Origin of the sequence: Pseudomonas sp. C1C7 (assembly GCF_013359595.1) — a bacterium.
Lineage (GTDB): Bacteria > Pseudomonadota > Gammaproteobacteria > Pseudomonadales > Pseudomonadaceae > Aquipseudomonas.
The window spans coordinates 22,283-43,567 of record NZ_JABFMP010000040.1 but is presented as its reverse complement, the minus strand read 5'-3'; the positions used below and the strand labels follow the sequence as shown (position 1 = coordinate 43,567).

At 59.9% G+C, this 21,285-nt stretch carries 20 protein-coding genes and 1 pseudogene; 8 read left to right on the top strand and 13 right to left on the bottom strand.

From position 1 onward, the window contains the following. Nucleotides 1-27 precede the first annotated feature (27 nt). Nucleotides 28-789, bottom strand: a pseudogene (locus HNO86_RS30725) (PAS domain-containing protein); the annotation flags it as partial. Nucleotides 790-1,585: 796 nt separating this feature from the next. On the opposite strand from HNO86_RS30725, the gene HNO86_RS25370 reads away from it, so the two are divergent. Beyond that, nucleotides 1,586-2,023 carry a GNAT family N-acetyltransferase gene (locus HNO86_RS25370; protein WP_175379663.1) on the top strand — a complete coding sequence of 146 codons (438 nt, stop codon included), beginning with the start codon at nucleotides 1,586-1,588 and terminating at the stop codon, nucleotides 2,021-2,023. 61 nt (nucleotides 2,024-2,084) lie between these two features. Then, nucleotides 2,085-2,903: a class I SAM-dependent methyltransferase gene (locus tag HNO86_RS25365; protein WP_175379662.1), complete on the top strand. Its 819-nt coding sequence runs from the start codon at nucleotides 2,085-2,087 to the stop codon at nucleotides 2,901-2,903. 60 nt (nucleotides 2,904-2,963) lie between these two features. On the opposite strand, the gene def is transcribed toward HNO86_RS25365, so the two are convergent. From def to HNO86_RS25350, 3 genes are all read right to left on the bottom strand, one after another. After that, nucleotides 2,964-3,503, bottom strand: coding sequence for a peptide deformylase (gene def, locus HNO86_RS25360; protein ID WP_175379661.1), 540 nt, complete (start codon nucleotides 3,501-3,503; stop codon nucleotides 2,964-2,966). After that, nucleotides 3,500-4,462, bottom strand: coding sequence for a YihY/virulence factor BrkB family protein (locus tag HNO86_RS25355; RefSeq protein ID WP_175379660.1), 963 nt, complete (start codon nucleotides 4,460-4,462; stop codon nucleotides 3,500-3,502). The genes def and HNO86_RS25355 overlap by 4 nt, the downstream gene beginning before the upstream one ends. 173 nt (nucleotides 4,463-4,635) lie before the next feature. Continuing rightward, the gene (locus tag HNO86_RS25350; protein ID WP_175379659.1) at nucleotides 4,636-4,827 is read right to left on the bottom strand and encodes a CsbD family protein; all 192 of its coding nucleotides are present in this window, start codon (nucleotides 4,825-4,827) and stop codon (nucleotides 4,636-4,638) included. Between the two features lie 202 nt (nucleotides 4,828-5,029). Between HNO86_RS25350 and HNO86_RS25345 the strand changes: the two genes are divergently transcribed. Continuing rightward, the gene (locus HNO86_RS25345) at nucleotides 5,030-5,407 is read left to right on the top strand and encodes a hypothetical protein (RefSeq protein WP_175379658.1); all 378 of its coding nucleotides are present in this window, start codon (nucleotides 5,030-5,032) and stop codon (nucleotides 5,405-5,407) included. An 85-nt stretch (nucleotides 5,408-5,492) separates the two neighbouring features. Here HNO86_RS25345 and fadD1 read toward each other — a convergent pair whose 3' ends face one another. Both fadD1 and fadD2 read right to left on the bottom strand, forming a co-directional pair. Then, the gene (gene fadD1, locus HNO86_RS25340; RefSeq protein ID WP_175379657.1) at nucleotides 5,493-7,193 is read right to left on the bottom strand and encodes a long-chain-fatty-acid--CoA ligase FadD1; all 1,701 of its coding nucleotides are present in this window, start codon (nucleotides 7,191-7,193) and stop codon (nucleotides 5,493-5,495) included. Nucleotides 7,194-7,535: 342 nt separating this feature from the next. Beyond that, nucleotides 7,536-9,224, bottom strand: a complete 1,689-nt coding sequence (fadD2, locus tag HNO86_RS25335) for a long-chain-fatty-acid--CoA ligase FadD2 (protein ID WP_175379656.1) — start codon at nucleotides 9,222-9,224, stop codon at nucleotides 7,536-7,538. Nucleotides 9,225-9,477: 253 nt separating this feature from the next. Here fadD2 and HNO86_RS25330 point away from each other — a divergent pair, with 253 nt between their 5' ends. Both HNO86_RS25330 and HNO86_RS25325 read left to right on the top strand, forming a co-directional pair. Next, nucleotides 9,478-10,422, top strand: coding sequence for an alpha/beta hydrolase (locus tag HNO86_RS25330; RefSeq protein WP_175379655.1), 945 nt, complete (start codon nucleotides 9,478-9,480; stop codon nucleotides 10,420-10,422). Between the two features lie 40 nt (nucleotides 10,423-10,462). Continuing rightward, entirely contained in the window at nucleotides 10,463-10,933 is a 471-nt protein-coding gene (locus HNO86_RS25325; RefSeq protein WP_175379654.1) for a MaoC family dehydratase, read from the top strand. Between the two features lie 85 nt (nucleotides 10,934-11,018). On the opposite strand, the gene HNO86_RS25320 is transcribed toward HNO86_RS25325, so the two are convergent. Further along, on the bottom strand, nucleotides 11,019-11,486 hold the full coding sequence (locus HNO86_RS25320) for a PA2169 family four-helix-bundle protein (RefSeq protein WP_175379653.1): 468 nt from the start codon (nucleotides 11,484-11,486) through the stop codon (nucleotides 11,019-11,021). A gap of 203 nt (nucleotides 11,487-11,689) precedes the next feature. On the opposite strand from HNO86_RS25320, the gene HNO86_RS25315 reads away from it, so the two are divergent. Further along, nucleotides 11,690-11,926 (top strand): DUF3820 family protein, encoded by a 237-nt coding sequence (locus tag HNO86_RS25315; RefSeq protein WP_110964572.1) that lies wholly within the window; start codon nucleotides 11,690-11,692, stop codon nucleotides 11,924-11,926. Between the two features lie 38 nt (nucleotides 11,927-11,964). Further along, the gene (locus HNO86_RS25310; protein WP_175379652.1) at nucleotides 11,965-13,146 is read left to right on the top strand and encodes an aminotransferase class V-fold PLP-dependent enzyme; all 1,182 of its coding nucleotides are present in this window, start codon (nucleotides 11,965-11,967) and stop codon (nucleotides 13,144-13,146) included. 231 nt (nucleotides 13,147-13,377) lie between these two features. On the opposite strand, the gene HNO86_RS25305 is transcribed toward HNO86_RS25310, so the two are convergent. The 3 genes from HNO86_RS25305 to zwf are packed head-to-tail and all read right to left on the bottom strand — an operon-like array spanning nucleotide 13,378 to nucleotide 16,230. After that, nucleotides 13,378-14,043 (bottom strand): bifunctional 4-hydroxy-2-oxoglutarate aldolase/2-dehydro-3-deoxy-phosphogluconate aldolase, encoded by a 666-nt coding sequence (locus tag HNO86_RS25305; RefSeq protein WP_175379651.1) that lies wholly within the window; start codon nucleotides 14,041-14,043, stop codon nucleotides 13,378-13,380. Between the two features lie 17 nt (nucleotides 14,044-14,060). Beyond that, nucleotides 14,061-14,774 (bottom strand): 6-phosphogluconolactonase, encoded by a 714-nt coding sequence (gene pgl, locus HNO86_RS25300; protein WP_175379650.1) that lies wholly within the window; start codon nucleotides 14,772-14,774, stop codon nucleotides 14,061-14,063. Continuing rightward, nucleotides 14,761-16,230 carry a glucose-6-phosphate dehydrogenase gene (zwf, locus tag HNO86_RS25295; protein ID WP_175379649.1) on the bottom strand — a complete coding sequence of 490 codons (1,470 nt, stop codon included), beginning with the start codon at nucleotides 16,228-16,230 and terminating at the stop codon, nucleotides 14,761-14,763. The genes pgl and zwf overlap by 14 nt, the downstream gene beginning before the upstream one ends. A 226-nt stretch (nucleotides 16,231-16,456) precedes the next feature. Between zwf and HNO86_RS25290 the strand changes: the two genes are divergently transcribed. Then, the gene (locus tag HNO86_RS25290) at nucleotides 16,457-17,317 is read left to right on the top strand and encodes a MurR/RpiR family transcriptional regulator (RefSeq protein WP_175379671.1); all 861 of its coding nucleotides are present in this window, start codon (nucleotides 16,457-16,459) and stop codon (nucleotides 17,315-17,317) included. A gap of 143 nt (nucleotides 17,318-17,460) precedes the next feature. Here HNO86_RS25290 and HNO86_RS25285 read toward each other — a convergent pair whose 3' ends face one another. From HNO86_RS25285 to HNO86_RS25275, 3 genes are all read right to left on the bottom strand, one after another. Beyond that, entirely contained in the window at nucleotides 17,461-18,315 is an 855-nt protein-coding gene (locus HNO86_RS25285) for a D-hexose-6-phosphate mutarotase (RefSeq protein WP_175379648.1), read from the bottom strand. 236 nt (nucleotides 18,316-18,551) lie between these two features. Then, on the bottom strand, nucleotides 18,552-19,898 hold the full coding sequence (locus HNO86_RS25280; RefSeq protein ID WP_175379647.1) for a carbohydrate porin: 1,347 nt from the start codon (nucleotides 19,896-19,898) through the stop codon (nucleotides 18,552-18,554). Between the two features lie 223 nt (nucleotides 19,899-20,121). Next, nucleotides 20,122-21,282, bottom strand: coding sequence for an ABC transporter ATP-binding protein (locus HNO86_RS25275; protein WP_175379646.1), 1,161 nt, complete (start codon nucleotides 21,280-21,282; stop codon nucleotides 20,122-20,124). Between the last annotated feature and the right edge of the window lie 3 nt (nucleotides 21,283-21,285).

Sequence of the window (21,285 nt, the reverse complement as noted above, 5' to 3'; positions counted from 1 at the left end):
GGTTTGCAGGGTGGTCATCTGGCGCGTGATGTCACTGGCGAACTTCACCACCTTGTACAGCCGGCCCTTGGCGTCGAACAACGGGTTGTAGGACGCTTCCAGAAAGACCGTATGACCGAACTTGTCTTTGCGCTCGAACCGATGTGAGTGATATTCGCCGCGGTTGAGTGAGGCCCAGAATGCCTTGTAGTGAGTCGACTCGGCTTCGGCCCGGTGACAGAACAGGCTGTGGTGCTGCCCGACCACCTCATTGAGCGAATAGTGCATGGTCTTGAGGAAGTTTTCGTTAGCCGTGATGACCTTGCCCTCCAGGGTGAATTCGATCACCGCCATGGAGCGGCCGATGGCCGCGAGCCGGGCTTCGTTTTCGTGCTCTTTGTTGATCCGGTCGGTGATGTCCGTGGCAACCTTGATCACGCTGCGTACTTGTCGATCAGGGCCAAACACCGGCATGTAACTGGCTTCGAGCCAGATCTCCTTGCCGCTCTTGTTGAGGCGCGAAAAGGTGCCGCAGAGCGCTTCGCCCCGCGCCAGATCACGCCACAATTTGGTGTACTCCTCGCTGCGGTAAAACGCTTCCTCGCAGAAAATCCGGTGATGCTTGCCACGCACTTCGTCGGCGCTGTAGCCCATGGCCCTGCAAAAATTTTCATTGGCATCGATGACGATGCCATCAGGGGTGAACTCGATCATGGCCATCGAACGACCGATAGCCGCCAACTTGGCATTGGCTTCGGCCAGCGCACAGCCGGAGCGTTCGATTTCCAGCAAGTCAGCTTTGTTATGCATGTTGAACATGGTCGGATCACCCTAAGCGCGGTCTTTTGATCAATGAAAGTAAAAGGTCTTTCACATCCACCACTACGTTCCTCGGAACAGGTACGCGCGCCCCTCCAAAGGAAGGACTTGTCAGGGAATTTACTGATGTTGAATCGGAGGGTCCTTTTAACGACGTCGTCATCAAGACATCCTTCTCTTGATAGCCCGAAACCGGGCGAGCCCTAACGTGCTCATAAATGGACTCCATATCCCGTACCGCTCCATATTGTTCTGAGTGAGGTGCCTTGGGGTGCGCACTCTGGGGGATCACACGCTACGTCATTCGATCGCGGTCGACATAGTTAGTTACGAATGAGCATAGACAGCCATAGAGGCGAAGCAAGGCCACTAGTCGGCCAGTATTGAGGACAAAATCGGTTCAGCGGTTGGATCCAAAACCGCTCTGGGACGGGTGTTTGAGAATGGGAATGAAGACGGTGCTGCATGGAAAGGGAAGCAGCCCCCTTCTGTTCAACGACGCCGGGATTTCTTGCAGATTATTTTGTGGTGATCGCTCCCAGACTCTGCATGGGAGCGATCGGTCAGCGCGGGATCAATGGCCAAACACGTTGAGTTTTTTTGCCTTCTTGTCAGCGCGCTTTTCAATGGCGGTTTTCGCCGGTTTTTTCTTCAACTCTTTTTTTGCTTCCATACCTTTGGACATGATGCGTACTCCACTCGTGAGGGATGTGAGATCAGGTATATACCTTTCCCGACGTGCGCGTTCTTTTATAATCGCGCGCTTGCCCTCCAACAGTTTAGTCTCATGCCCGACACCCATTACTCCCGACTCGATGAGCCGTTATGGCCGTTGATGAACAAGTTTTATCGCGCCCACCAGTCATCGATGAAAGCCGTGCGCGAAGCACAGCTGTGGGTCGCCCGGCGTGAAGAGATCATCGCCGCGCTGTGCCTGCGCCCGGTATCGGGCGGGCATTGGCTGACCGGATTGTTCGTCGATCCCGCCTGTCGCGAACAGGGTGTGGCCGCCGCGTTGATCGCAGAAGCGGTCAAGGATGTCGAGCTTCCGGTGTGGCTGTTCTGCCATCCAGACCTGCGCGGCTTCTACGAGCGTCGCGGCTTCAGCTTCGATCCGCCGATGCCTTACGCCATGGTCGAACGCTTGAGCCGTTATGCGCGCAGCAAACCGATGATCGCCATGGGCTTAGAACCGTTGGTTAGGTCATCCATCGATAATGTGTGATCGGCCCCCGAGCGCTGCGTGCTAGCCTCGCGGTCGACTTCGACTTCGCTCAGGATGCCCCATGAAACCTGCTTTTCTGGCTTTGACGCTGACCACCCTGCTCTCCCCATTTTTTGCCCAGGCGGCCACACCGCCAGTGTCCGCCGAGCAATACGCGAAGGTATTGGCCGGCGATTGGCGCGCGCCTGAAAACGTCGCCCGCGACGGCTTTCGTCATCCGCAACAGAGCCTTGGGTTCTTTGGTCTGGGATCAGGTCAGACGGTGATCGAAATCACCCCGGGCAACGGCTGGTACAGCGAATTGCTGGCGCCGCTGCTCAAGGATCACGGGCAGTACATTGCCGCAGTGCAGGCGCCGACGGTCAGCGATTACGCGCGCAAGAACGAAGAGAAGCTCAAGAGCAAATTCGCCGCCTCGCCCGCTCAATACGCCAAGGCACAGGTGCTGGAGTTCGACCCCAAAGCTCCAAGCTTCGGCCAACCGGCCTCGGTGGACACCGTGCTGACCTTTCGCAACGTGCACAACTGGGTGCTGGCCGATACCGCGCCGTTGATGTTCCAGGCCTTTTTCAAGGTGCTCAAACCCGGTGGCGTGCTCGGCGTGGTGGATCATCGGGCCAAGGACGGGGCCTCATTGGAGGACATCAAGCACAGCGGTTACCTGACCACCGATTACGTGGTGAAACTGGCGACTGATGCGGGCTTCAAGCTTGAGGCGCAGAGCGAAATAAACGCCAATCCGAAGGACACCAAGGACTATCCCGAAGGCGTATGGACGTTGCCACCGGCGCTGACGTTGGGGGACAAGGATCGGGAAAAGTATCTGGCGATTGGCGAGTCGGACCGGATGACGTTGCGGTTCGTCAAACCATCCAAATAACGACGCGGTTCAAATGTGGGAGCGGGCTTGCTCGCTCCCTCATTGGTTTTTGTGGTGCCCTTAGTCGTCAGCATTCGGATCAAGATCCGGAAACATCACCTCGGTAAACCCGAACTTGCTGAAGTCGGTAATGCGCGACGGGTACAACCGGCCGATCAGGTGATCGCATTCGTGCTGCACCACCCGCGCATGAAACCCCGAGGCAACCCGCACAATGGGCTCGCCCTTGGGATCGACGCCTTCGTAGCGGATCTGCTGATAGCGATTCACCGCACCGCGCAGGCCAGGCACCGACAGGCAACCTTCGAAGCCCTCTTCCATCAGCGGGCTCAGCGGCGTGATCAGCGGGTTGATCAGGATCGTCTGCGGCACGGCTTCGGCGTCCGGGTAGCGTTCGCTGTGCTCGAACCCGAAGATCACCAGTTGCAGGTCGACACCGATCTGCGGCGCGGCCAGGCCAACGCCACCGACGCTTTCCATGGTCTGGAACATGTCGTCGATCAGTTGCCACAGTTCGGGGCTGTCGAACATCTCGGCCGGGACCGGCGGGGCAATGCGCAGCAGGCGATCATCGCCCATTTTCAGGATTTCACGGATCATTTGATGACTTCGTCAGTGGGTGGTTTCACCGAGTGATCGCGGCCGAGTCCCGAAACATGATGTTTCTCTTCGTGCCCGGGTCCGTTTTCACCAGCGACCTTCTCGCCAGGGTCCTTGCCCTCGCGCGACATGTGCTCGATCACCGCGTTCATCTCGGCGCCAAGCAGCAGCACCGCGGATGAAATGTAGAAGTACAGCAACAGCACGATGATCGCGCCGATACTGCCATACATGGCGTTGTAGTTGGCGAACTCCTTGACGTACAGCCCGAAGCCCAGGGACGCGATGATCCACACCACCACCGCCAGCACCGAACCCGGCGTGATGAAGCGAAACTCCTGTTTGACGTCGGGCATCACGTAATAGATCAGCGCCACGGCCACCATCAGCAGGATCACGATCACCGGCCAGCGGGCAATCGACCACAAGGTGACGATGAAGTATTCGAGACCCACCTGCTCGGCAATCCAGGTCATCACCTGAGGCCCGAGCACCATCAGCGCCGCGGCGATCAGCAGCATCCCGGCGATGCCGACGGTGTAGATGATCGACAGCGGAAAGCGCTTCCACGCCGGCCGGCCCTCGACCACATCGTAGGCGGCGTTCATCGCGCTCATCATCAGCCGCACGCCGGCCGAGGCCGTCCACAGGGCAATCACGATACCGACCGACAACAGTCCACCCTTGGACTGCTGGAGCTGGTCGATCACCGGGTTGACCTGCTCCAGCGCCTGGGGCGGCAGCACCAGTTCCGTTTGCAGGCGCAGCCAGGAGAAGAAGTCCGGCAGGTGCAGGAAACCGATCAGGGCGATCAGGAAGAGGATGAAGGGAAACAGCGAAAACAGCATTTGATAGGCCAGCGCCGAGGCATAGGTCGACATCTCGTCGTCGACGAACTCGGTGATGGTGCGCACCATCACGCGGTGCAGGGGCAGACCTCGCATGTCCGGGAAAATCATTAGCGTCTCCGTTCGCCGAAAAAAGGGGTTGAAGTCATGGCGACTCAGGGGCCGTTTTCTTTCATCAAAGTAGCTTAACTGGCGGCTTTGAAACAAATTAATGGCGCAAGTTCAGGCGCGCACAAAAACGGCCATCCGTGGATGGCCGCTACAGGACTTCGGCAAAACCCGAATCACGCTTTGTCGATGCCTTTTTTAAGGGCATCCTTGGCTTTGCCCACGGCTTGCTGGGCTTCGCCTTTCTTTTCCTGCATCACGCCTTCGGCGCGCATTTTGTCATTGTCGGTGGCCTTGCCGACGCCTTGCTTGACGTTGCCGACGGCTTCATTGGCCATGCCTTTCACTTTATCGCTGGTGCTGCCCATGATGATTCTCCTGCGTAGCTCTCAGTGGGAGGAAAGTCGTTACACAAGGTTGACCGGGGGCTTTTGCGGGGAGTTTCATTTATTTTCAGTGCGTCATTTCATCGCCCGAAGCAGGTTGGGCTTTATGTTTGCCCGGCAACCCCCGAGAATGCGCCACGTATCGGCGCCTTGACGCTGAAGATCCAACCCCCGCAGGAATGTTATGAAACTCGATAAAAAGCAGGCCATTGCCCGCAGAAACCAGGAACTTGGCGGTGCCGTGCTGGGCGTCAACAACTGCCATTTCACCGAATTGAACCGCAACCGCAACATCTTCTGGTTCGACATCCCGGTATCGCGCCTGGCCATTGGTCAGTACGAGTGGATTCACCTGCTGATGCACACCCCGGCGACCGACGAGTTGCTGCACCTGAAAGTGCCGACGGTGTTCCTGCGCGAGCAGATGGAAGGCCTGGTGGTGCGCAACCAGGGCAAGCGCAAGGCGGCCTTGAGCCTGGAGCTGAGTGCCGACAAGGACTCGTTCCTGCAGGACATGCGCCCGGCGGGGACCAACGTCAATTTCGCTAAATTCCGCCAGTAACCTGATCCCTGTGGCGAGGGGGCTTGCCCCCTCGCCACAAAGCTTGTCCCAACAAAAAGCCCCGCATCTGCGGGGCTTTCTGCTTTTACGCGGTGGCTTTCTTCGCGTTGATCTTCTTCAGCTCTTCATCACGCAATTCACGTCGCAGGATCTTGCCGACGTTGGTAGTCGGCAGCGCGTCGCGGAACTCCACGGCCCGTGGAACCTTGTACGCGGTGACGTTGGCGCGCATATGCTCCATCACCTGTTCCTTGGTCAGGGTCACGCCCGGCTTGGCGACGATGAAAATCTTGATCGCCTCGCCCGACTTCTCGTCCGGCACGCCGATGGCCGCGCATTGCAGCACGCCGGGCAGGGTCGCCAGCACGTCTTCCAGCTCGTTGGGATACACGTTGAAACCGGAGACCAGGATCATGTCTTTCTTGCGATCGACAATGCGCATGTAGCCATCGGGCTGGATCAGCGCGATGTCACCGGTCTTCAACCAGCCTTCGCTGTCGAGGATTTCATCGGTGGCTTCCTGGCGCTGCCAGTAGCCCTTCATCACCTGCGGGCCTTTCACGCACAGCTCGCCGATTTCGCCCAATGGCTGCTCGACGCCGGCATCGTTGATGACTTTGCACAACGTCGAAGGTACCGGAATGCCGATGGTGCCGATCTGGGTCATCTGGATGGGGTTCACGGTGGCCACGGGGCTGGTTTCGGTCATGCCGTAGCCTTCGCAGATGCCACAGCCGGTCACGGCTTTCCAGCGCTCGGCAGCGGCCAGTTGCAGGGCCATGCCGCCGGACAGCGTGACTTTGAGCGCCGAGAAGTCCAGCTTGCGGAAACCTTCGTTGTTGCACAGGGCCACGAACAGGGTGTTGAGGCCGACGAAGCCGCTGAACTTCCACTTCGACAGTTCCTTGACCATCGCCGGCAGGTCGCGCGGGTTGCTGATCAGGATGTTGTGGTTGCCGATCAGCATCATCGCCATGCAGTGAAAGGTGAAGGCGTAGATGTGGTACAGCGGCAGCGGCGTGATCAGGATCTCGCAGCCTTCGTTGAGGTTGGAGCCCATCAGCGCCTTGCACTGCAGCATGTTGGCCACCAGGTTGCGGTGGGTCAACATCGCGCCCTTGGCTACGCCCGTGGTGCCGCCGGTGTATTGCAGCACGGCGACATCGCTGCTGGCCGGGCTGGCCTCGGTCACCGGCTGACCCTGGCCCTTGCTCAGCACGTCGTTGAACTTGACGGCCTTGGGCAGGTGATAAGCCGGCACCATCTTCTTCACGTACTTGATCACGCTGTTGATCAGCAGGCGCTTGAGCGGTGGCAGCAGGTCCGCCACTTCGGTGACGATCACGTGCTTGACGCCGGTCTTGGGCACGACGGTTTCCGCCAGGTGCGCCATGTTGGCCAGGCACACCAGGGCCTTGGCGCCGGAGTCGTTGAACTGGTGCTCCATTTCCCGTGCGGTGTACAGCGGGTTGGTGTTGACAACGATCAGCCCGGCACGGATCGCACCGAAGACGGCCACCGGGTACTGCAACACGTTGGGCAGCTGCACGGCGATTCGATCACCCGGCTGCAAATCGGTATGCTGTTGCAGATAAGCGGCAAAGGCACCGGACAATTCGTACAGCTCACCGTAGGTGATTGTCTTGCCCAGGTTGCTGAACGCCGGTTTGTTGGCGAAGCGTTGGCAGGATTGCTTCAACACTGCCTGAATATTCGGATACTCATCTGGATTGATATCGCTAGCAATTCCAGCTGGGTACTTATCCTTCCAAAAGTCTTCGTTCATGGAAGCCCACTCCTCAGCAACGCGAATTCAGCACCGCATTTGATGCGATTATTATTGGTGTTTGTTTATACGTGAGTCTGGCTTTTTTCCAGGCCGAGAAGTCACAAAGCGCGCCGAGAGTAGCAGCTTTGCCAAGGGTCGAACAGAGCCAAAAGCGGCCTATATGGTCACATTTGTGACTCAAGAATTACAAACAGTCATTTTAGAGCAAAAATTCCATTATCCTCTGAAAGCCTCGTAAATTGGGGCTTAAAGAAAAAGATCGCAGCCTGCGGCAGCTCCTGCAGAGTACGCGTTCCCCTGTAGGAGCTGCCGAAGGCTGCGATCTTTTGGGTTCACCGATCAGGCGATATCCCGCAACTCCCGCCGCAGAATCTTGCCCACCGGCGTCATCGGCAACGACTCGCGCAACACAATGTGTTTGGGCACTTTGTACGCGGTGAAATTCTCCTTGCAGTAGGCCTTGAGCTCTTCAAGGCTGACCCCCGCCTCCCGCGCCACCACGAACAGCTTCACCGCCTCCCCGGAACGCTCGTCCGGCACCCCGATGACCGCGCAGTTGGCGACTTTCGGGTGGGCCATGACCACGTCTTCGATTTCGTTGGGGTACACGTTGAAACCCGAGACGATGATCATGTCCTTCTTGCGGTCGACGATGCGCACGAAGCCGTCCGGATCGATCACCGCAATGTCGCCGGACTTGAACCAGCCCTCGGCATCCAGCACTTCGTTGGTCGCCTCGGGTTTCTGCCAGTAGCCCTTCATGATCTGCGGGCCCTTGATGCACAGCTCGCCGCGCTCGCCCAGGGGCTGCTCGACGCCGTCATCGTTGATCACCTTGAGCGTGGTGCCCGGCACCGGCAGGCCGACCGTGCCGATGCGCGACTGGTCGCCATACGGATTGGTGCAGGCCACCGGCGAGGTTTCGGTCAGGCCGTAGCCTTCGGTGATGCGGCAGCCGGTGATCTGCTCCCAGCGCTCGGCGGTGGCCTTGACCAGCGCGGTGCCGCCTGAGTTGGTGAGCTTGAGGCCGGAGAAATCCAGAGTCTTGAATTCCGGGTGATCCATCAGCGCGACGAACAGCGTGTTCAGCCCCAGCAGCGACGAGAACCGCCACTTCTTCAGCTCCTTGATGAAGCCGCCGATGTCCCGTGGATTGGTGATCAGCACGTTGTGGTTGCCGGTCACCATCATGCACATGCAATTCGCGGTGAAGGCATAGATGTGATACAGCGGCAGCGGCGCGATCATGATCTCCTGGCCTTCGCGCAGCAGCGGCTGACCGTCGCTGGCGGACTGGCTGAGGCAGGCCCGCGCCTGCTGCATGTTCGCCACCAGATTGCCGTGGGTCAGCATCGCGCCCTTGGCAAGGCCGGTGGTGCCGCCGGTGTATTGCAGCACCGCGATGTCGCTGAGGCCGGCATTGAGCGGTTTGATCGGCTGGCCCTTGCCCGAATTCAACGCGCTCTTGAAGGAGATGGCCTGGGGCAGGCTGTAGGCCGGGACCATTTTCTTGACCTTGCTCACCAGGGTGTTGACCAGCCAGCCCTTGGCGCTCGGCATCAGGTCGCCCATCCGGGCTTCGATCAGGTACTTGACGTCGGTATCGCCCAGCACTTCCTGGACTTTTTGCCCGAACATGTTCAGGTACACCAACGCCCGGGCGCCGGAATCCTTGAACTGGTGACGCATTTCCCGCGCGGTGTACAGCGGGTTGGTGTTGACCACGATCAGCCCGGCGCGCAGGGCGCCGAACACGGCAACCGGGTATTGCAGGACGTTGGGCATCTGCACGGCAATGCGATCCCCCGGTTTCAGATCGGTGCGCGCTTGCAGGTAACCGGCGAAGGCCGCGCTGTAGCGCTCCAGCTGGGCGTAGGTCAGGGTCACACCCATGTTGCTGAACGCCGGGCGATCAGCAAACTTCTTGCAGGAACGCTCGAACACCTCGATGACCGACTTGTACTCAGCGACATCAATGTCCAGTGGCACGCCGGCCGGGCGTTTATCATTCCAGAAATCAGGTTGCATTGTTCTTGTCCTCTTTACCTGAGCCGATCTGGGGCCGCTTCTCTGTCATTTCTCTTTCATTCTTGAAACGCAGAAAAACGGAGCTTCACGGACACTAGCAGTAATGGCGAATCAGGCAAATATGCGCACGGGTGTCATAGATCGCGTGAATCTTGCCGCCCCGGCGTGGCCTGATCAGACACTTTGGTGGAGGATGGTCTATAACGACTCCACCCTCCTACAGGGGGATGTGAACCTAAGCAAAGGAACCGCGATGATCCACGACACGTTCTGGCTGACCACCAGTGACCGCAACCGCCTTTTCGTCAATCAGTGGCTGCCCGCGGGCAACCCGAGGGCCGTGATTCTGGTGGCCCACGGCATGGCGGAACACAGCGGTCGTTATGGGCGTCTGGCGCAGGAATTCTGCGACGAAGGCTACGGCGTGTACGCCCCGGATCTGCGCGGACATGGCAAAACTGCCGAAAACGGGACCCTCGGCCATTTTGCCGATCAGGACGGCTGGTCCAAGGTGGTCGGCGACCTGGCCTGCCTCAACCAGCACATCGGCCAGCAGCATCCCGGCGTGCCGATCGTGTTGCTCGGGCACAGCATGGGCAGCTACATCGCCCAGGCCTATCTGCTGCATCACAGCGCCAGCCTGCACGGCGCGGTGCTCAGCGGCTCGAACTTCCAGCCCGTGGCGCTTTATCGCGCGGCGCGCCAGATCGCCCGATTCGAACGCCTGCGCCAGGGCCCCAAGGGGCGCAGCGCGCTGATCGAATGGCTCTCGTTCGGTTCGTTCAACAAGCAATTCAAGCCGGCGCGCACGCCCTTCGACTGGCTTAGCCGCGACCCGACGGAAGTCGACCTGTACGCCAACGACCCGCTCTGCGGCTTTCGCTGCACCAATCAGCTGTGGATCGACCTGCTCGGCGGGTTGCAGCAAATCAGTAAAACGTCCAATCTCGCCCAGATCGACCCGGGCCTGCCGCTATTAGTGATTGGTGGCGAATGTGATCCGGTGAGCGAAGGCAAGCGTCTGAAAGATCTGGCCGGCGCATTGCGCGAGGCTGGCAGCCAGCACCTGCACCTGACCGTTTATCCGCAGGCCCGGCACGAACTGTTCAACGAGACCAACCGCGATGAAGTGACCGCCGATGTGCTGGACTGGATCGACCAGACCCTGAACACGCCCCGGCCACACCGAACCGAATAGTTTTTGCGCATTCTTTTATTCGTCACAGGAATTCAGACAAATGACCCAGGTTACCAACACCCCCTACGAAGCCCTTGAAGTCGGCCAGACCGCCAGCTTCAGCAAGACTGTCGAAGAGCGCGATATCCAGCTGTTCGCCGCGATGTCGGGTGACCACAACCCGGTGCACCTGGACGCCGAATACGCCGCCGGCACCATGTTCAAGGAGCGTATCGCCCACGGCATGTTCAGCGGTGCGCTGATCAGCGCCGCGGTCGCCTGCCAATTGCCTGGGCCGGGCACCATCTACATCGGCCAGCAGATGAGCTTCCAGAAGCCGGTGAAGATCGGCGACACCCTGACCGTGCGCCTGGAGATTCTGGAAAAGCTGCCGAAATTCCGCGTGCGCATCGCCACCAATGTCTACAACCAGCGTGATGAATTGGTGGTGGCTGGCGAGGCTGAAATCCTGGCGCCGCGCAAGCAGCAGTCGGTGACCCTGACTGAACTGCCGGCCATCAGCATCGGCTGATTCACGCAAAGATCGCAGCCCGCGCCACTCCCCCTGTAGGAGCTGCCGCAGGCTGCGATTTTTTGATCTTGCTTTTCAGGAACGCTTACGACCGCGCACGCGCCTGATTACGCAAGGCTTTCACCTGATCGTGGTTGCGCTGCACGCCGTGGTACTGGCGTTCAACCAGGTCACGAATACCTACCAGGTTGTGCTTGTTGATTTTCTCCATGGCTTCGCGATAAGCCTTCATCGCATGGTCTTCACCACGCTCGGCTTCGTTCAGTACGGCCTCTTCATCCTTGCCGGTGAACATCGACTTCACGTCGACCCAACGACGGTGCAGATCGCCACTGACGCTGGTGGACGTTTCCGGATCGCCTCCCATCGAACGCACGGCACTCTGCAGTTCGGCAGCAGCGGTCGCGCAATCGGCCGAGCGTTGCACGAACAGGGTTTTGAGTTCAGGGTGTTTGATGTCTTCAGCGCAAGTCTTGAACCCTTCCTGACCGTCCTTGCTGGTTTCAATCAGGTCGTTGAGTACAGAAATCGCTTCTTTATTCATGTCGGTCATTTTTCAATTCCTTGCGGTTGATGAAAGGTGCAATGACCAGTGCAGCCTGCATGCCAGCTCGGAATCGACGAATAATTCGTTATTTTTCAATTATTTATATTTACACCATGAATCTGTATCCGTTTTTTTTGCATGATCTGTCAATTGGCCTGCATGCAGAATGCCTGTATTTTCCCGACTCAATGAATCAGGACGATTGAGTGATGAACCCTGAAAAACTCGAGCTTCTGATTACCCGCCAAATGCCCTTCGGCAAGTACAAGGGGCGGATCATTGCCGACCTGCCAGGGCCGTACCTGAACTGGTTTGCCCGTGAAGGCTTTCCCCATGGCGAGCTGGGCGGCCTGCTGGCGCTGATGCATGAAATCGATCACAACGGTTTATCGGAACTGCTCGAGCCGTTGCGTGCCAAACATGGCAAGCCTGCGCCTCGCCACTGAATGCTCTCTATCTGAAGATCCGCTGCCCGAGTTAGCCCATGCCCGACAATACCCGCCGCGCCCGTGATGAAGCCTTCTGGCAGACCTTCGCCGATCGCTACGATCTGCAACCCGGGCCCATCAACCTGGAAAACGGTTACTTCGGGCGCATGTCGCGCACGGTGGTCGAGGAGTATCAGCGCAACATCGAGCTGATCAACCGCGGCAATTCGGTGCAGGTGCGCCAGCGTTTCGAGCAGGGCGAGAACGCGAAGATCAATGCGCAAGTCGCCGCTCTGATCGGCGTGCCCGACGAGGCGGTTGTCCTCACGCGCAATGCGACCGATGGCTTGCAGTCGCTGATCCGCAACTACAACCGCCTGCAACCGGGCGATCAGGTGCTGATCTGCGATCTGGAATACGACACGGTCAAGGGCGCCATGCGCTGGCTGGCGAAACATCGCGGTGTCGAGGTGATCGAGATCGAACACCAGCACCCGGCCAGCTTCGACAGCCTGGTGACGACCTATCGGGAAACCTTCGCCCGTTATCCGCGCCTGAAGCTGATGGCGCTGACTCATGTCACCCATCGCACAGGGCTGGTGATGCCGGTGCAGGCTATCGTTGCTGCGGCGAAGGAACAGGGTGTGGATGTGATTCTCGACGGTGCCCATGCATTGGGTCAGCTGGAGTTCAACCTCAGTGAACTGGGCATCGAATTCGCCGCCTACAACCTGCACAAGTGGATCGGTGCGCCGTTGACCCTAGGCTTTCTCTACATCGCGCCCGAGCGCCTGGCGGATATCGATCCGGACATGGGCGAGATGCATTTTCCGCTGACGGACATTCGCGGCCGCACGCCCTACAGCACCCCGAACATCCCTGCCCTGCTGACCTTACCGCTGGTGCTTGAAGAGCACGAAGCCATGGGCGGCGCGGCGGCCAAGGGATCGCGACTGAACTACCTGCGCAATATGTGGGTGCGCGAGGTGCGGGAACTGCCTGGCATCGAAGTGCTGACGCCGGACGATCCGAGGCTGTATTGCGGGATTACCTCGATGCGCTTTACCGAACAGGCCGATCAGCAGGCGATGGTCGAGCGATTGCTCAAGGACTACAACCTGTTCACCGTGGTCCGCACCGGCGCGGCTTGCGGCCCCTGCATCCGAATCACCCCCGGCCTGACCACCACCGGCGAGCATATGAAGCAGCTGGTGACCGCCCTGAAGGCACTGCGCTGACGAATCATTTGTGAACAACACGATTCCCTGTGGGAGCGTGGCTTGCCCGCGAAGACGTCGGCACATCCAATATCGATGTCGCCTGAGACACCGCCTTCGCGGGCAAGCCCGCCCCCACAGGTTCCCGGTTGGGCCGAGATACGTTTTATTGCAGGCAAAAAAAAACGGCGCACCGACCAAGCGCACCGTTAAAGCCGTAAAGCACACAACGAAGTGTCAGGGTGAAGCGGATCAGTCCAGCAGCGCCAACGCCTCGGCGGTGCATTCCTGGATGCGGGCCCAGTCGCCGTTCTTGACCCACTCAGGATCAAGCATCCAGCTACCGCCCACGCACATGACGTTTTTCAGCGCCATGTAGCTCTTGATGTTGGCCGGACCGACGCCGCCGGTCGGGCAGAATTTCACTTCGCCGAACGGGCCGCCCAGGGCCTTGATGGCCGCGACGCCGCCGCTGACTTCCGCCGGGAACAGCTTGAAGCGGCGATAACCCAGGCCATAGCCTTCCATGATGCCCGAGGCATTGCTGATGCCCGGCAGCAGTGGAATCGGGCTGGCAACGCTGGCTTCCAGCAGGTCGCGAGTGATGCCCGGGGTGACGATGAACTGCGAACCGGCAGCTTCAGCGGCCGCCAGCATGTGGCGATCGAGCACGGTACCGGCGCCGGTCATCAGCTCCGGGCGCTGCTCGCGCAGGATCTGGATGGCCTTGAGGCCGAACTGCGAACGCAGGGTCACTTCCAGGGCGGTCAGGCCACCGGCGGCCAGGGCATCGGCCAGCGGCAGGACGTCCTGCTCACGGGCGATGGTGATCACCGGCAGGATCCGCGCCTTGGCGGCGAGGTTGTCGATCAGGGCAACTTTATCCGCCATGGATACGGTCGGGGATGGATTTGTCATAGCGGCTGTTCCTTGGCTCATGGGCACCAGTAAATCTCTAACGTGGGTTGCAGAAACGCGCGAATCGGCAGTTCGGCGACATCGTCACCGGCCAGTGCGGTATTCAGGGTGGTCAGTTTGGACTGACCGGAAATCGACAGAATCTTGTGCTTGGCCGAGGCCAGCAGCGCGCGACTCATGGTCAGGCGCTGACGCGGCACGGTCGGCGCCAGCATCGGGAAGCAGCGACGGACGCCGTCGGCCTTCAGGGCCTCGGCCAGGTTCGGGCTGCCCGGGAACAGCGACGCGGTGTGGCCGTCATCGCCCATGCCCAGCACCAGCACGTCGATCGCCGGCAACTCGGACAGCAGACGATCGGCGTGCTCGGCCGCCAGTTCCAGGTTGGCGCTGGCGTTGTACAGGCTCAGGAACTGCGCCTTGGCCGCCGGGCCTTGCAGCAGGTATTTCTTGATCAGGCCGGCGTTGCTGTCGGCGTGTTCCACCGGCACCCAACGCTCGTCGGCCAGGCTCACCACCACGTTCGACCAGTCCAGTGTCTGCTTGGCCAGATGCTGGAAAAACGCCACCGGGCTGCGGCCACCGGACACCACCAGGGTCGCGGTGCCCTGGGCGTTGATCGCATCGCTCAGTTGCTTGGCCACGTTCAGCGCCAAACCCTCGGCCAGCATCGCCGGGCTCTTGAAGCCACGGGCGCTGACGCCTTCAGGCAGTTTCAAATCAGATATCGCCATACCACGACCTCCCGTCCCGCGTGATCAGTGCAATGGAGCTCATCGGCCCCCAGGACCCGGCCGCGTACGGCTTGGGCGCATCGCCGGATTTCTTCCACCCGGCGATCAACTGGTCACACCACTTCCACGCGGCTTCGATTTCATCTTTACGGACAAACAGGTTCTGATTGCCGCGCATCACTTCCAGCAACAACCGCTCGTAGGCATCGGGAATCCGTGCGCTGCGCCAGGTGTCGGAGAAATTCAGTTGCAGCGGACCGCTGCGCAGTTGCATGCCCTTGTCCAGGCCCTGGTCCTTGGTCATCACGCGCAGGGAAATGCCTTCGTCCGGTTGCAGGCGGATAATCAGCTTGTTGCTGATTTGCAGGCGCTGCTCGGGGGCGAAGATGTAGTGCGACGGTTCCTTGAAGTGGATGACGATCTGCGACAGCTTCTGCGGCATGCGCTTGCCGGTGCGCAGGTAGAACGGCACGCCGGCCCAGCGCCAGTTGCGGATGTCGGCACGCAGGGCGACGAAGGTTTCGGTGTCGCTCTGGGTGTTGGAATTGGGCTCTTCCAGGTAACCCGGTACAGGCTTGCCTTCGCTGTAGCCGGCGATGTACTGGCCGCGCACCACCTGGGTGGTCAGGCCTTCCGGACTGATCGGCGCCAGGGCCTTGAGGACCTTGACCTTCTCGTCGCGGATGCTGTCGGCGGACAGGTCGGCCGGCGGGTCCATGGCGATCAGGCAGAGCAGTTGCAGCAGGTGATTCTGGATCATGTCCCGCAGCTGGCCGGCCTTGTCGAAGTAACCCCAGCGGCCTTCGATGCCGACCTTCTCGGCCACGGTGATTTCCACGTGGGAGATGTAGTTCTGGTTCCACTGGGTTTCGAACAGGCTGTTGGCGAAACGCAGGGCGATCAGGTTCTGGACGGTCTCTTTGCCCAGGTAGTGGTCGATGCGATAGGTGCGATTCTCCGGGAAGAACTGCGCCACGGCGTCGTTGACCTTGCGCGAGGATTCGAGGTCCGAACCGATAGGCTTTTCCAGCACCACGCGAGTGTTGTCCGCCAGGCCGACTTTCGCCAGGTTCTCGCAGATCGCGCCGTAAACGGCGGCCGGCGTGGCGAAATAGGCAATCACCCGCTGTGCAGTTCCGGCTCGTTCGGCCAGGGCCACGTAGTCTTCGGACTTGAGGAAGTCGACATGCAGGTAGCTCAGGCGAGCGAGGAAGCGCTCGACCACGGTTTCGTCCAGTTCCTTGGCACCGACGTAGCGACGCAGCTCGGACGCGATGAACGTCAGGTGCTCCTGCTCGCTGCCGGGCTCACGGGCCAGCGCGATGATCCGCGTGTCCTCGTGCAGAAGGCCCGCGCCATCGAGTTGATACAGGGCCGGAAACAGCTTGCGCAGGGCCAGATCGCCCAAAGCGCCGAACAAGGCAAAGGTGCACGGTTCAACCGTAATCGAAAGCATGATGTTTGTTCTTTTATCAAGTTAAGCTACAAATACCTTTTTTCAAGGCATCACTCAAGGGAAAATGTAGTAATAACCACAACATTTTCGCAAAATACAGATTCCGTATGGTGGTCAGTCGGAGCCAACAGTAGGATAGGCCACCGTTACGGGCCTCACCAAAGGCCCTTTTTGCATGAGCCGCGCGCTGATCGGCGCCGGTGTTAAGGATACTTATATGGACCGCGTGCGAAATTTACTGGAGCAGATCCAGAATCGCCTTGAAGAGCTGAACAAGGCCGAACGCAAAGTCGCCGAAGTGATCCTGCTCAACCCGCAGCAGGCCACTCGCTTCAGCATCGCCGCCCTCGCCCAGGCCGCTTCGGTCAGTGAACCGACGGTCAACCGTTTCTGCCGTTCCTTCGGCGTCAGCGGCTACCCCGAACTCAAGCTGCAACTGGCCCAGAGCCTGGCCAGCGGCGCGGCCTATGTCAGCCGTGCGGTGGAAGCCGACGACAATCCGCAGGCCTATACCCAGAAGATCTTCGGCAGCGCCATCGCCTCGCTGGACAGCGCGTGCCAGGCGCTGGACCCGAACCTGATCAGCCGCGCCGTCGACCTGTTGATCCAGGCCCGGCAGATCCACTTCTTCGGCCTGGGCGCCTCGGCTCCGGTGGCGCTGGATGCGCAGCACAAGTTCTTCCGCTTCAACCTGGCCGTGACCGCCCATGCCGATGTGCTGATGCAGCGCATGATTGCCTCCGTGGCACACACCGGCGAATTGTTCGTGATCATTTCCTACACCGGCCGCACCCGCGAGCTGGTGGAAGTGGCGCGCATCGCCCGGGAAAACGGCGCTTCGGTGCTGGGCCTGACCGCCGAGAACTCACCGCTGGCCAAGGCCAGTACCCTGAGCCTGAACATCCCGCTGCCGGAAGACACCGACATCTACATGCCGATGACGTCGCGGATCATCCAGCTGACCGTGCTGGACGTGCTGGCCACCGGCATGACCCTGCGCCGGGGCGTGGATTTCCAGCCGCACCTGCGCAAGATCAAAGAGAGCCTGAATGCGAGCCGGTATCCGGTGGGTGACGAGTTCAACTGATCTGACATGTTCATTGCCTGATCGGCCCCCATCGCGGGCAAGCCCGCTCCCACAGTTACCGCGCCGAACACAAAACCTGTGACCGCCGCTAAACCTGTGGGAGCGGGCTTGCCCGCGATGGCATCAGCCGCAGCACCGCAGAATCAAGCCCCCACCCGCGCCTGCAAACTCAAATGCGCCCGCTCCCCCGGCTTCAGGCACAGACTGTCCGTGCCACCACTGGCCGCCTCCACACAGACAAACTCCGACACCTCATTCCAACTCACCCCCAGCAACGGCCGCGAGCCCGGGTGCCAGACCACCGTGTCCGCCGTTTCGCCGGTGTCGATGCGCAACGCCCGTTGCCAGGCGTGGTCGTTGAGCTGCAATTCGCCGTCATGCTGGAACACCCGCTGGCAGCCACCATCGACCCGCAACTCGCCTTCCTGCTGGCAAAATTCACGGTTCAGATGGTCATAACCCTGCGCCCCGTCTAGTCCAGACAGCGCTACCTCACCGACGTCGCCAATACGCCAGTAGGCGTGCAAAGCCTGGCTCAATTGGCAAGGGAGGCTGTCGTTATGCTCGGTGCTCAGGCGCAGATCCATGCTTTCGCCCAGATGCGCATGCAGGTCCGCCTGCCAGTCGCACAGCTCCAGCCGCCAGTGCAGGCGCACGCCATCGTCGTCGCTGCTGCTGTCGATCAACTTCCAGTCCAGCAACCGCGCCCAACCATGGGACGGCCAGGCATTCTCGCTCGGATGACGGCCATACCACGGCCAGCAGACCGGCACACCACCACGAATGGCGCCGACATGAGGCCAGCGCGCCGCACACCACAGCCAGGGTTTCTGACCACGGGGTTGAAAGTGCAACAGCTGCGCGCCCTGGCGACTGAACACCGCCTGGCACAGCGGGTGATCGATCACCAACACATCGCGCTTCTGATAGCGCTCCCACGCAAACACCGGGCGTTCGCGCAAGGATTTGAAGAAGCGTTGTAGCGGATGCTCATGCATGTGCAACGGTCCTGAAAATCATGGGTGTACTCAACTGTCTGTGCTTCTGTGGCGAGGGGGCTTGCCCCAGTACTCATCAATCAAGACAAACGCAATCCCTGTAGCCGCTGGCGAAGCCTGCTGCTACAGGTCCTGCGGCGGCTTGACTGACCGGCATAAGAAACGCCCCAAAAAAAAGCGGACAGCCTGGGCTGTCCGCAAAATGCGCACATAGAGAGGAGCTTATCGCAACAGCGTCAGAACACCGACTGAATTTTCAGGCCGGCGACCAGCGCGTTGTCCACTTCATCCACACCGCCTGGATGGGTGATGTACTGCAGGTTCGGGCGCACGGTCAGCCAGTTGGTGACGTGGAAACCGTAGTTCAGCTCGTAGTTGTACTCGGTCTCGCGCAGTGGCGAGAACAACGGGTCTTCGTAGTTGCTGACACCGTTGGCGGTGTTGGTCAGCTCGGCGTTTTTCTTCACGTCATCGTTGACATGGATACGGGCGAAACCGATGCCGACGTCATCTTTCGGACGTGCATCAAACGGGCCCTTGTACACGAACATCAGCGACTGATAGTTGTCGACGACGTTGGTGTCCTTGTCGTGGAAAGTGGCGTTGGCGGCGATGTTCAGACCGCGGGAAGAGTCACCGTTGTGGCTGGTGAGTTGCTGCTGCGCGACGAACCAGTAGCCATGCTTGCTGCTGTGGCTGCGGTAGGCATTGCCGGTGGTGGCGGCGTCGTTGCCGTTGTCGTCTTCGCGAACATCGTCGGCCTTGGCCGTGCTCTTGTAGTAACCGATACGGTACTCGCCCGGCAGGTTGCCAGGGTTGGGCAGCCAGACCAGTTCCACCGGCAGCACGGTACCTTCGGTGCCGCTGCCGCTGAGCTTGAAGCCGTTGCCGTGCTCGAGCTGAGTCGGGTTCTGGTTGTACGCGCCGATCTGCGCATACCACTCGGGCGAGATGTTGTACTTGATGCGGATCGCCGCCTGGCTGATCGGCCAGTTGTACCAGATGTTGGTGGCCCAGTTACCCACTTGCGAGCCGCAGAACGCCAGGTTCTGGAATTCGCACGGGAAGCTGTTGAAATCTTCGCCTTCACCGAAGTAACCGGCCTTGACGTCCAGCTTGTTGTCGAAGAACTGGTGCTTGATCCACAGTTGGGTCAGACGAACCATGTGGCCACGGCCGTAGACTTCCTGGGACGAGCTCAGGGTGCCCGCGCGCGGATCGCCGATGCGGTCGTTGGAGATGTTTTCGCCGTTACGGTTGGTCAGCTGGATCTTGGCCTGGGTGTTGTCCCAGCCGAACAGTTTTTGCAGATCCAGTGCCGCGCCCAGGCCGAACTGGTCGGCGTAACGTGCAGTCTTGTCGTCGTTGAAACCGCCGTGCAGGTTGCCACCCACTTCACCGACATAGTCCATTTTGATGTCGATGCCCTGCTCGATCAGTCGAGTCCGTTCGCCACCCCAATCGCCGGTCATCCATTCGGAATCGGCGCTGAACGCTTCAGCTGCGTTTACGCTGCCGGCCAGCATCATCGCCGCAATGGCAGATAACCGGCAGATAAGCTGAGCGTTGTTGTTCTTCTTCATCCCTACTTCCTCGTCTTATTTTTATTAAGTTTTTTCTTCACTAACGCGGTTACATCGGTTGTGACGCGCGACAGGCCGCGCACCACGGATTCCCCCCTGTGGGAGCGGATTTCTGTGGGAGCTGGCTTGCCAGCGATGGCATCACCTCGGTCCGGCGTCAAACCGAGTCGCCTGCATCGCTGGCAAGCCAGCTCCCACATAACCGCATTCCCACACTTGATCTTTATCTGCCCTTGAATTGAGTGACGTTGGCAGCGTGTTTTTCAGTTTGTGGAAAACCCGCCGCCCCCAACCGTTCCCCGGACTTGGCATCGAACAGCAGCACTTTCGCCGGATCAAATTGCAGGGTCAGGGTCTCGCCCACTTGCGGTGCAACGTCCGGCGAGAGGCGGCAGCAGACTTTGGTGTCGTTGAGGTTGACGAAGACCAGGGTGTCCGGCCCGGTCGGTTCGGTGACCTGGACTTCGGCGCGAATGGTTGGCAAACCATTGGCCTCGGCACCGGCCAGCGAGATCTGCTCAGGGCGCATGCCGAGAATCACTTCGCGATCTTCGAGCCCGGCGTCCTGCATGCCCAGCGGCAATTCGCAGCGCGCCTGGCCGCTGTCGAGCAGCGCCACCAGACGACCGTCCTTGCGTTGCAGACGCAGGGGGATGAAGTTCATCGGCGGCGAGCCGATGAAGCTCGCCACGAACAGGTTGGCCGGGTCGTTGTAGATGTCTTTCGGGGTGCCGAACTGCTGGATGATGCCGTCTTTCATCACCGCCACTTTGTCGCCCAGAGTCATCGCTTCGATCTGGTCGTGGGTCACGTAGACCGTGGTGGTTTTCAGGCGTTGGTGCATCAGTTTCATTTCGGTGCGCATCTCGACCCGCAGCTTGGCGTCGAGGTTGGACAGCGGTTCGTCGAACAGATAAATCTTCGGCCGCCGCGCCAGTGCACGGCCCATCGCCACCCGCTGTTGCTGGCCGCCGGAGAGCTGGCCGGGTTTGCGGCTGAGCAGGTGTTCGATCTGCAACAGCTTGGCGACGCGGGCGACTTCTTCGTCGATATCGGCGGTCGGCATTTTGCGAATCTTCAGGCCGAAGGCGATGTTGTCGCGCACGCTCATGGTCGGGTACAGCGCGTAGGACTGGAACACCATGGCGATGTCGCGATCCTTGGGGCTCATGCCGCTGATATCGGCGTCGTCCACCAGGATCGCGCCGCCGCTGATGGTTTCCAGGCCCGCGATGCAGTTCATCAGGGTGGATTTACCGCAACCCGACGGACCAACCAGGATCAGGAACTCACCGTCCTTGATCTTCAGCTCGATGTTTTTCAGGGTGTCCGGCAAACCGGCGCCATAGGTCTTGTTGACGTTGCGTAATTCGAGAGTTGCCATGTT

What these genes read in the sequence shown, in the direction of transcription:
- HNO86_RS25370 (WP_175379663.1), top strand. Translation starts at nt 1,586, where the DNA reads ATGCCCGACACCCATTACTCCCGACTCGATGAGCCGTTATGGCCGTTG.
- HNO86_RS25365 (WP_175379662.1), top strand. Translation starts at nt 2,085, where the DNA reads ATGAAACCTGCTTTTCTGGCTTTGACGCTGACCACCCTGCTCTCCCCA.
- def (WP_175379661.1), bottom strand. Translation starts at nt 3,503, where the DNA reads ATGATCCGTGAAATCCTGAAAATGGGCGATGATCGCCTGCTGCGCATT.
- HNO86_RS25355 (WP_175379660.1), bottom strand. Translation starts at nt 4,462, where the DNA reads ATGATTTTCCCGGACATGCGAGGTCTGCCCCTGCACCGCGTGATGGTG.
- HNO86_RS25350 (WP_175379659.1), bottom strand. Translation starts at nt 4,827, where the DNA reads ATGGGCAGCACCAGCGATAAAGTGAAAGGCATGGCCAATGAAGCCGTC.
- HNO86_RS25345 (WP_175379658.1), top strand. Translation starts at nt 5,030, where the DNA reads ATGAAACTCGATAAAAAGCAGGCCATTGCCCGCAGAAACCAGGAACTT.
- fadD1 (WP_175379657.1), bottom strand. Translation starts at nt 7,193, where the DNA reads ATGAACGAAGACTTTTGGAAGGATAAGTACCCAGCTGGAATTGCTAGC.
- fadD2 (WP_175379656.1), bottom strand. Translation starts at nt 9,224, where the DNA reads ATGCAACCTGATTTCTGGAATGATAAACGCCCGGCCGGCGTGCCACTG.
- HNO86_RS25330 (WP_175379655.1), top strand. Translation starts at nt 9,478, where the DNA reads ATGATCCACGACACGTTCTGGCTGACCACCAGTGACCGCAACCGCCTT.
- HNO86_RS25325 (WP_175379654.1), top strand. Translation starts at nt 10,463, where the DNA reads ATGACCCAGGTTACCAACACCCCCTACGAAGCCCTTGAAGTCGGCCAG.
- HNO86_RS25320 (WP_175379653.1), bottom strand. Translation starts at nt 11,486, where the DNA reads ATGACCGACATGAATAAAGAAGCGATTTCTGTACTCAACGACCTGATT.
- HNO86_RS25315 (WP_110964572.1), top strand. Translation starts at nt 11,690, where the DNA reads ATGAACCCTGAAAAACTCGAGCTTCTGATTACCCGCCAAATGCCCTTC.
- HNO86_RS25310 (WP_175379652.1), top strand. Translation starts at nt 11,965, where the DNA reads ATGCCCGACAATACCCGCCGCGCCCGTGATGAAGCCTTCTGGCAGACC.
- HNO86_RS25305 (WP_175379651.1), bottom strand. Translation starts at nt 14,043, where the DNA reads ATGACAAATCCATCCCCGACCGTATCCATGGCGGATAAAGTTGCCCTG.
- pgl (WP_175379650.1), bottom strand. Translation starts at nt 14,774, where the DNA reads ATGGCGATATCTGATTTGAAACTGCCTGAAGGCGTCAGCGCCCGTGGC.
- zwf (WP_175379649.1), bottom strand. Translation starts at nt 16,230, where the DNA reads ATGCTTTCGATTACGGTTGAACCGTGCACCTTTGCCTTGTTCGGCGCT.
- HNO86_RS25285 (WP_175379648.1), bottom strand. Translation starts at nt 18,315, where the DNA reads ATGCATGAGCATCCGCTACAACGCTTCTTCAAATCCTTGCGCGAACGC.
- HNO86_RS25280 (WP_175379647.1), bottom strand. Translation starts at nt 19,898, where the DNA reads ATGAAGAAGAACAACAACGCTCAGCTTATCTGCCGGTTATCTGCCATT.
- HNO86_RS25275 (WP_175379646.1), bottom strand. Translation starts at nt 21,282, where the DNA reads ATGGCAACTCTCGAATTACGCAACGTCAACAAGACCTATGGCGCCGGT.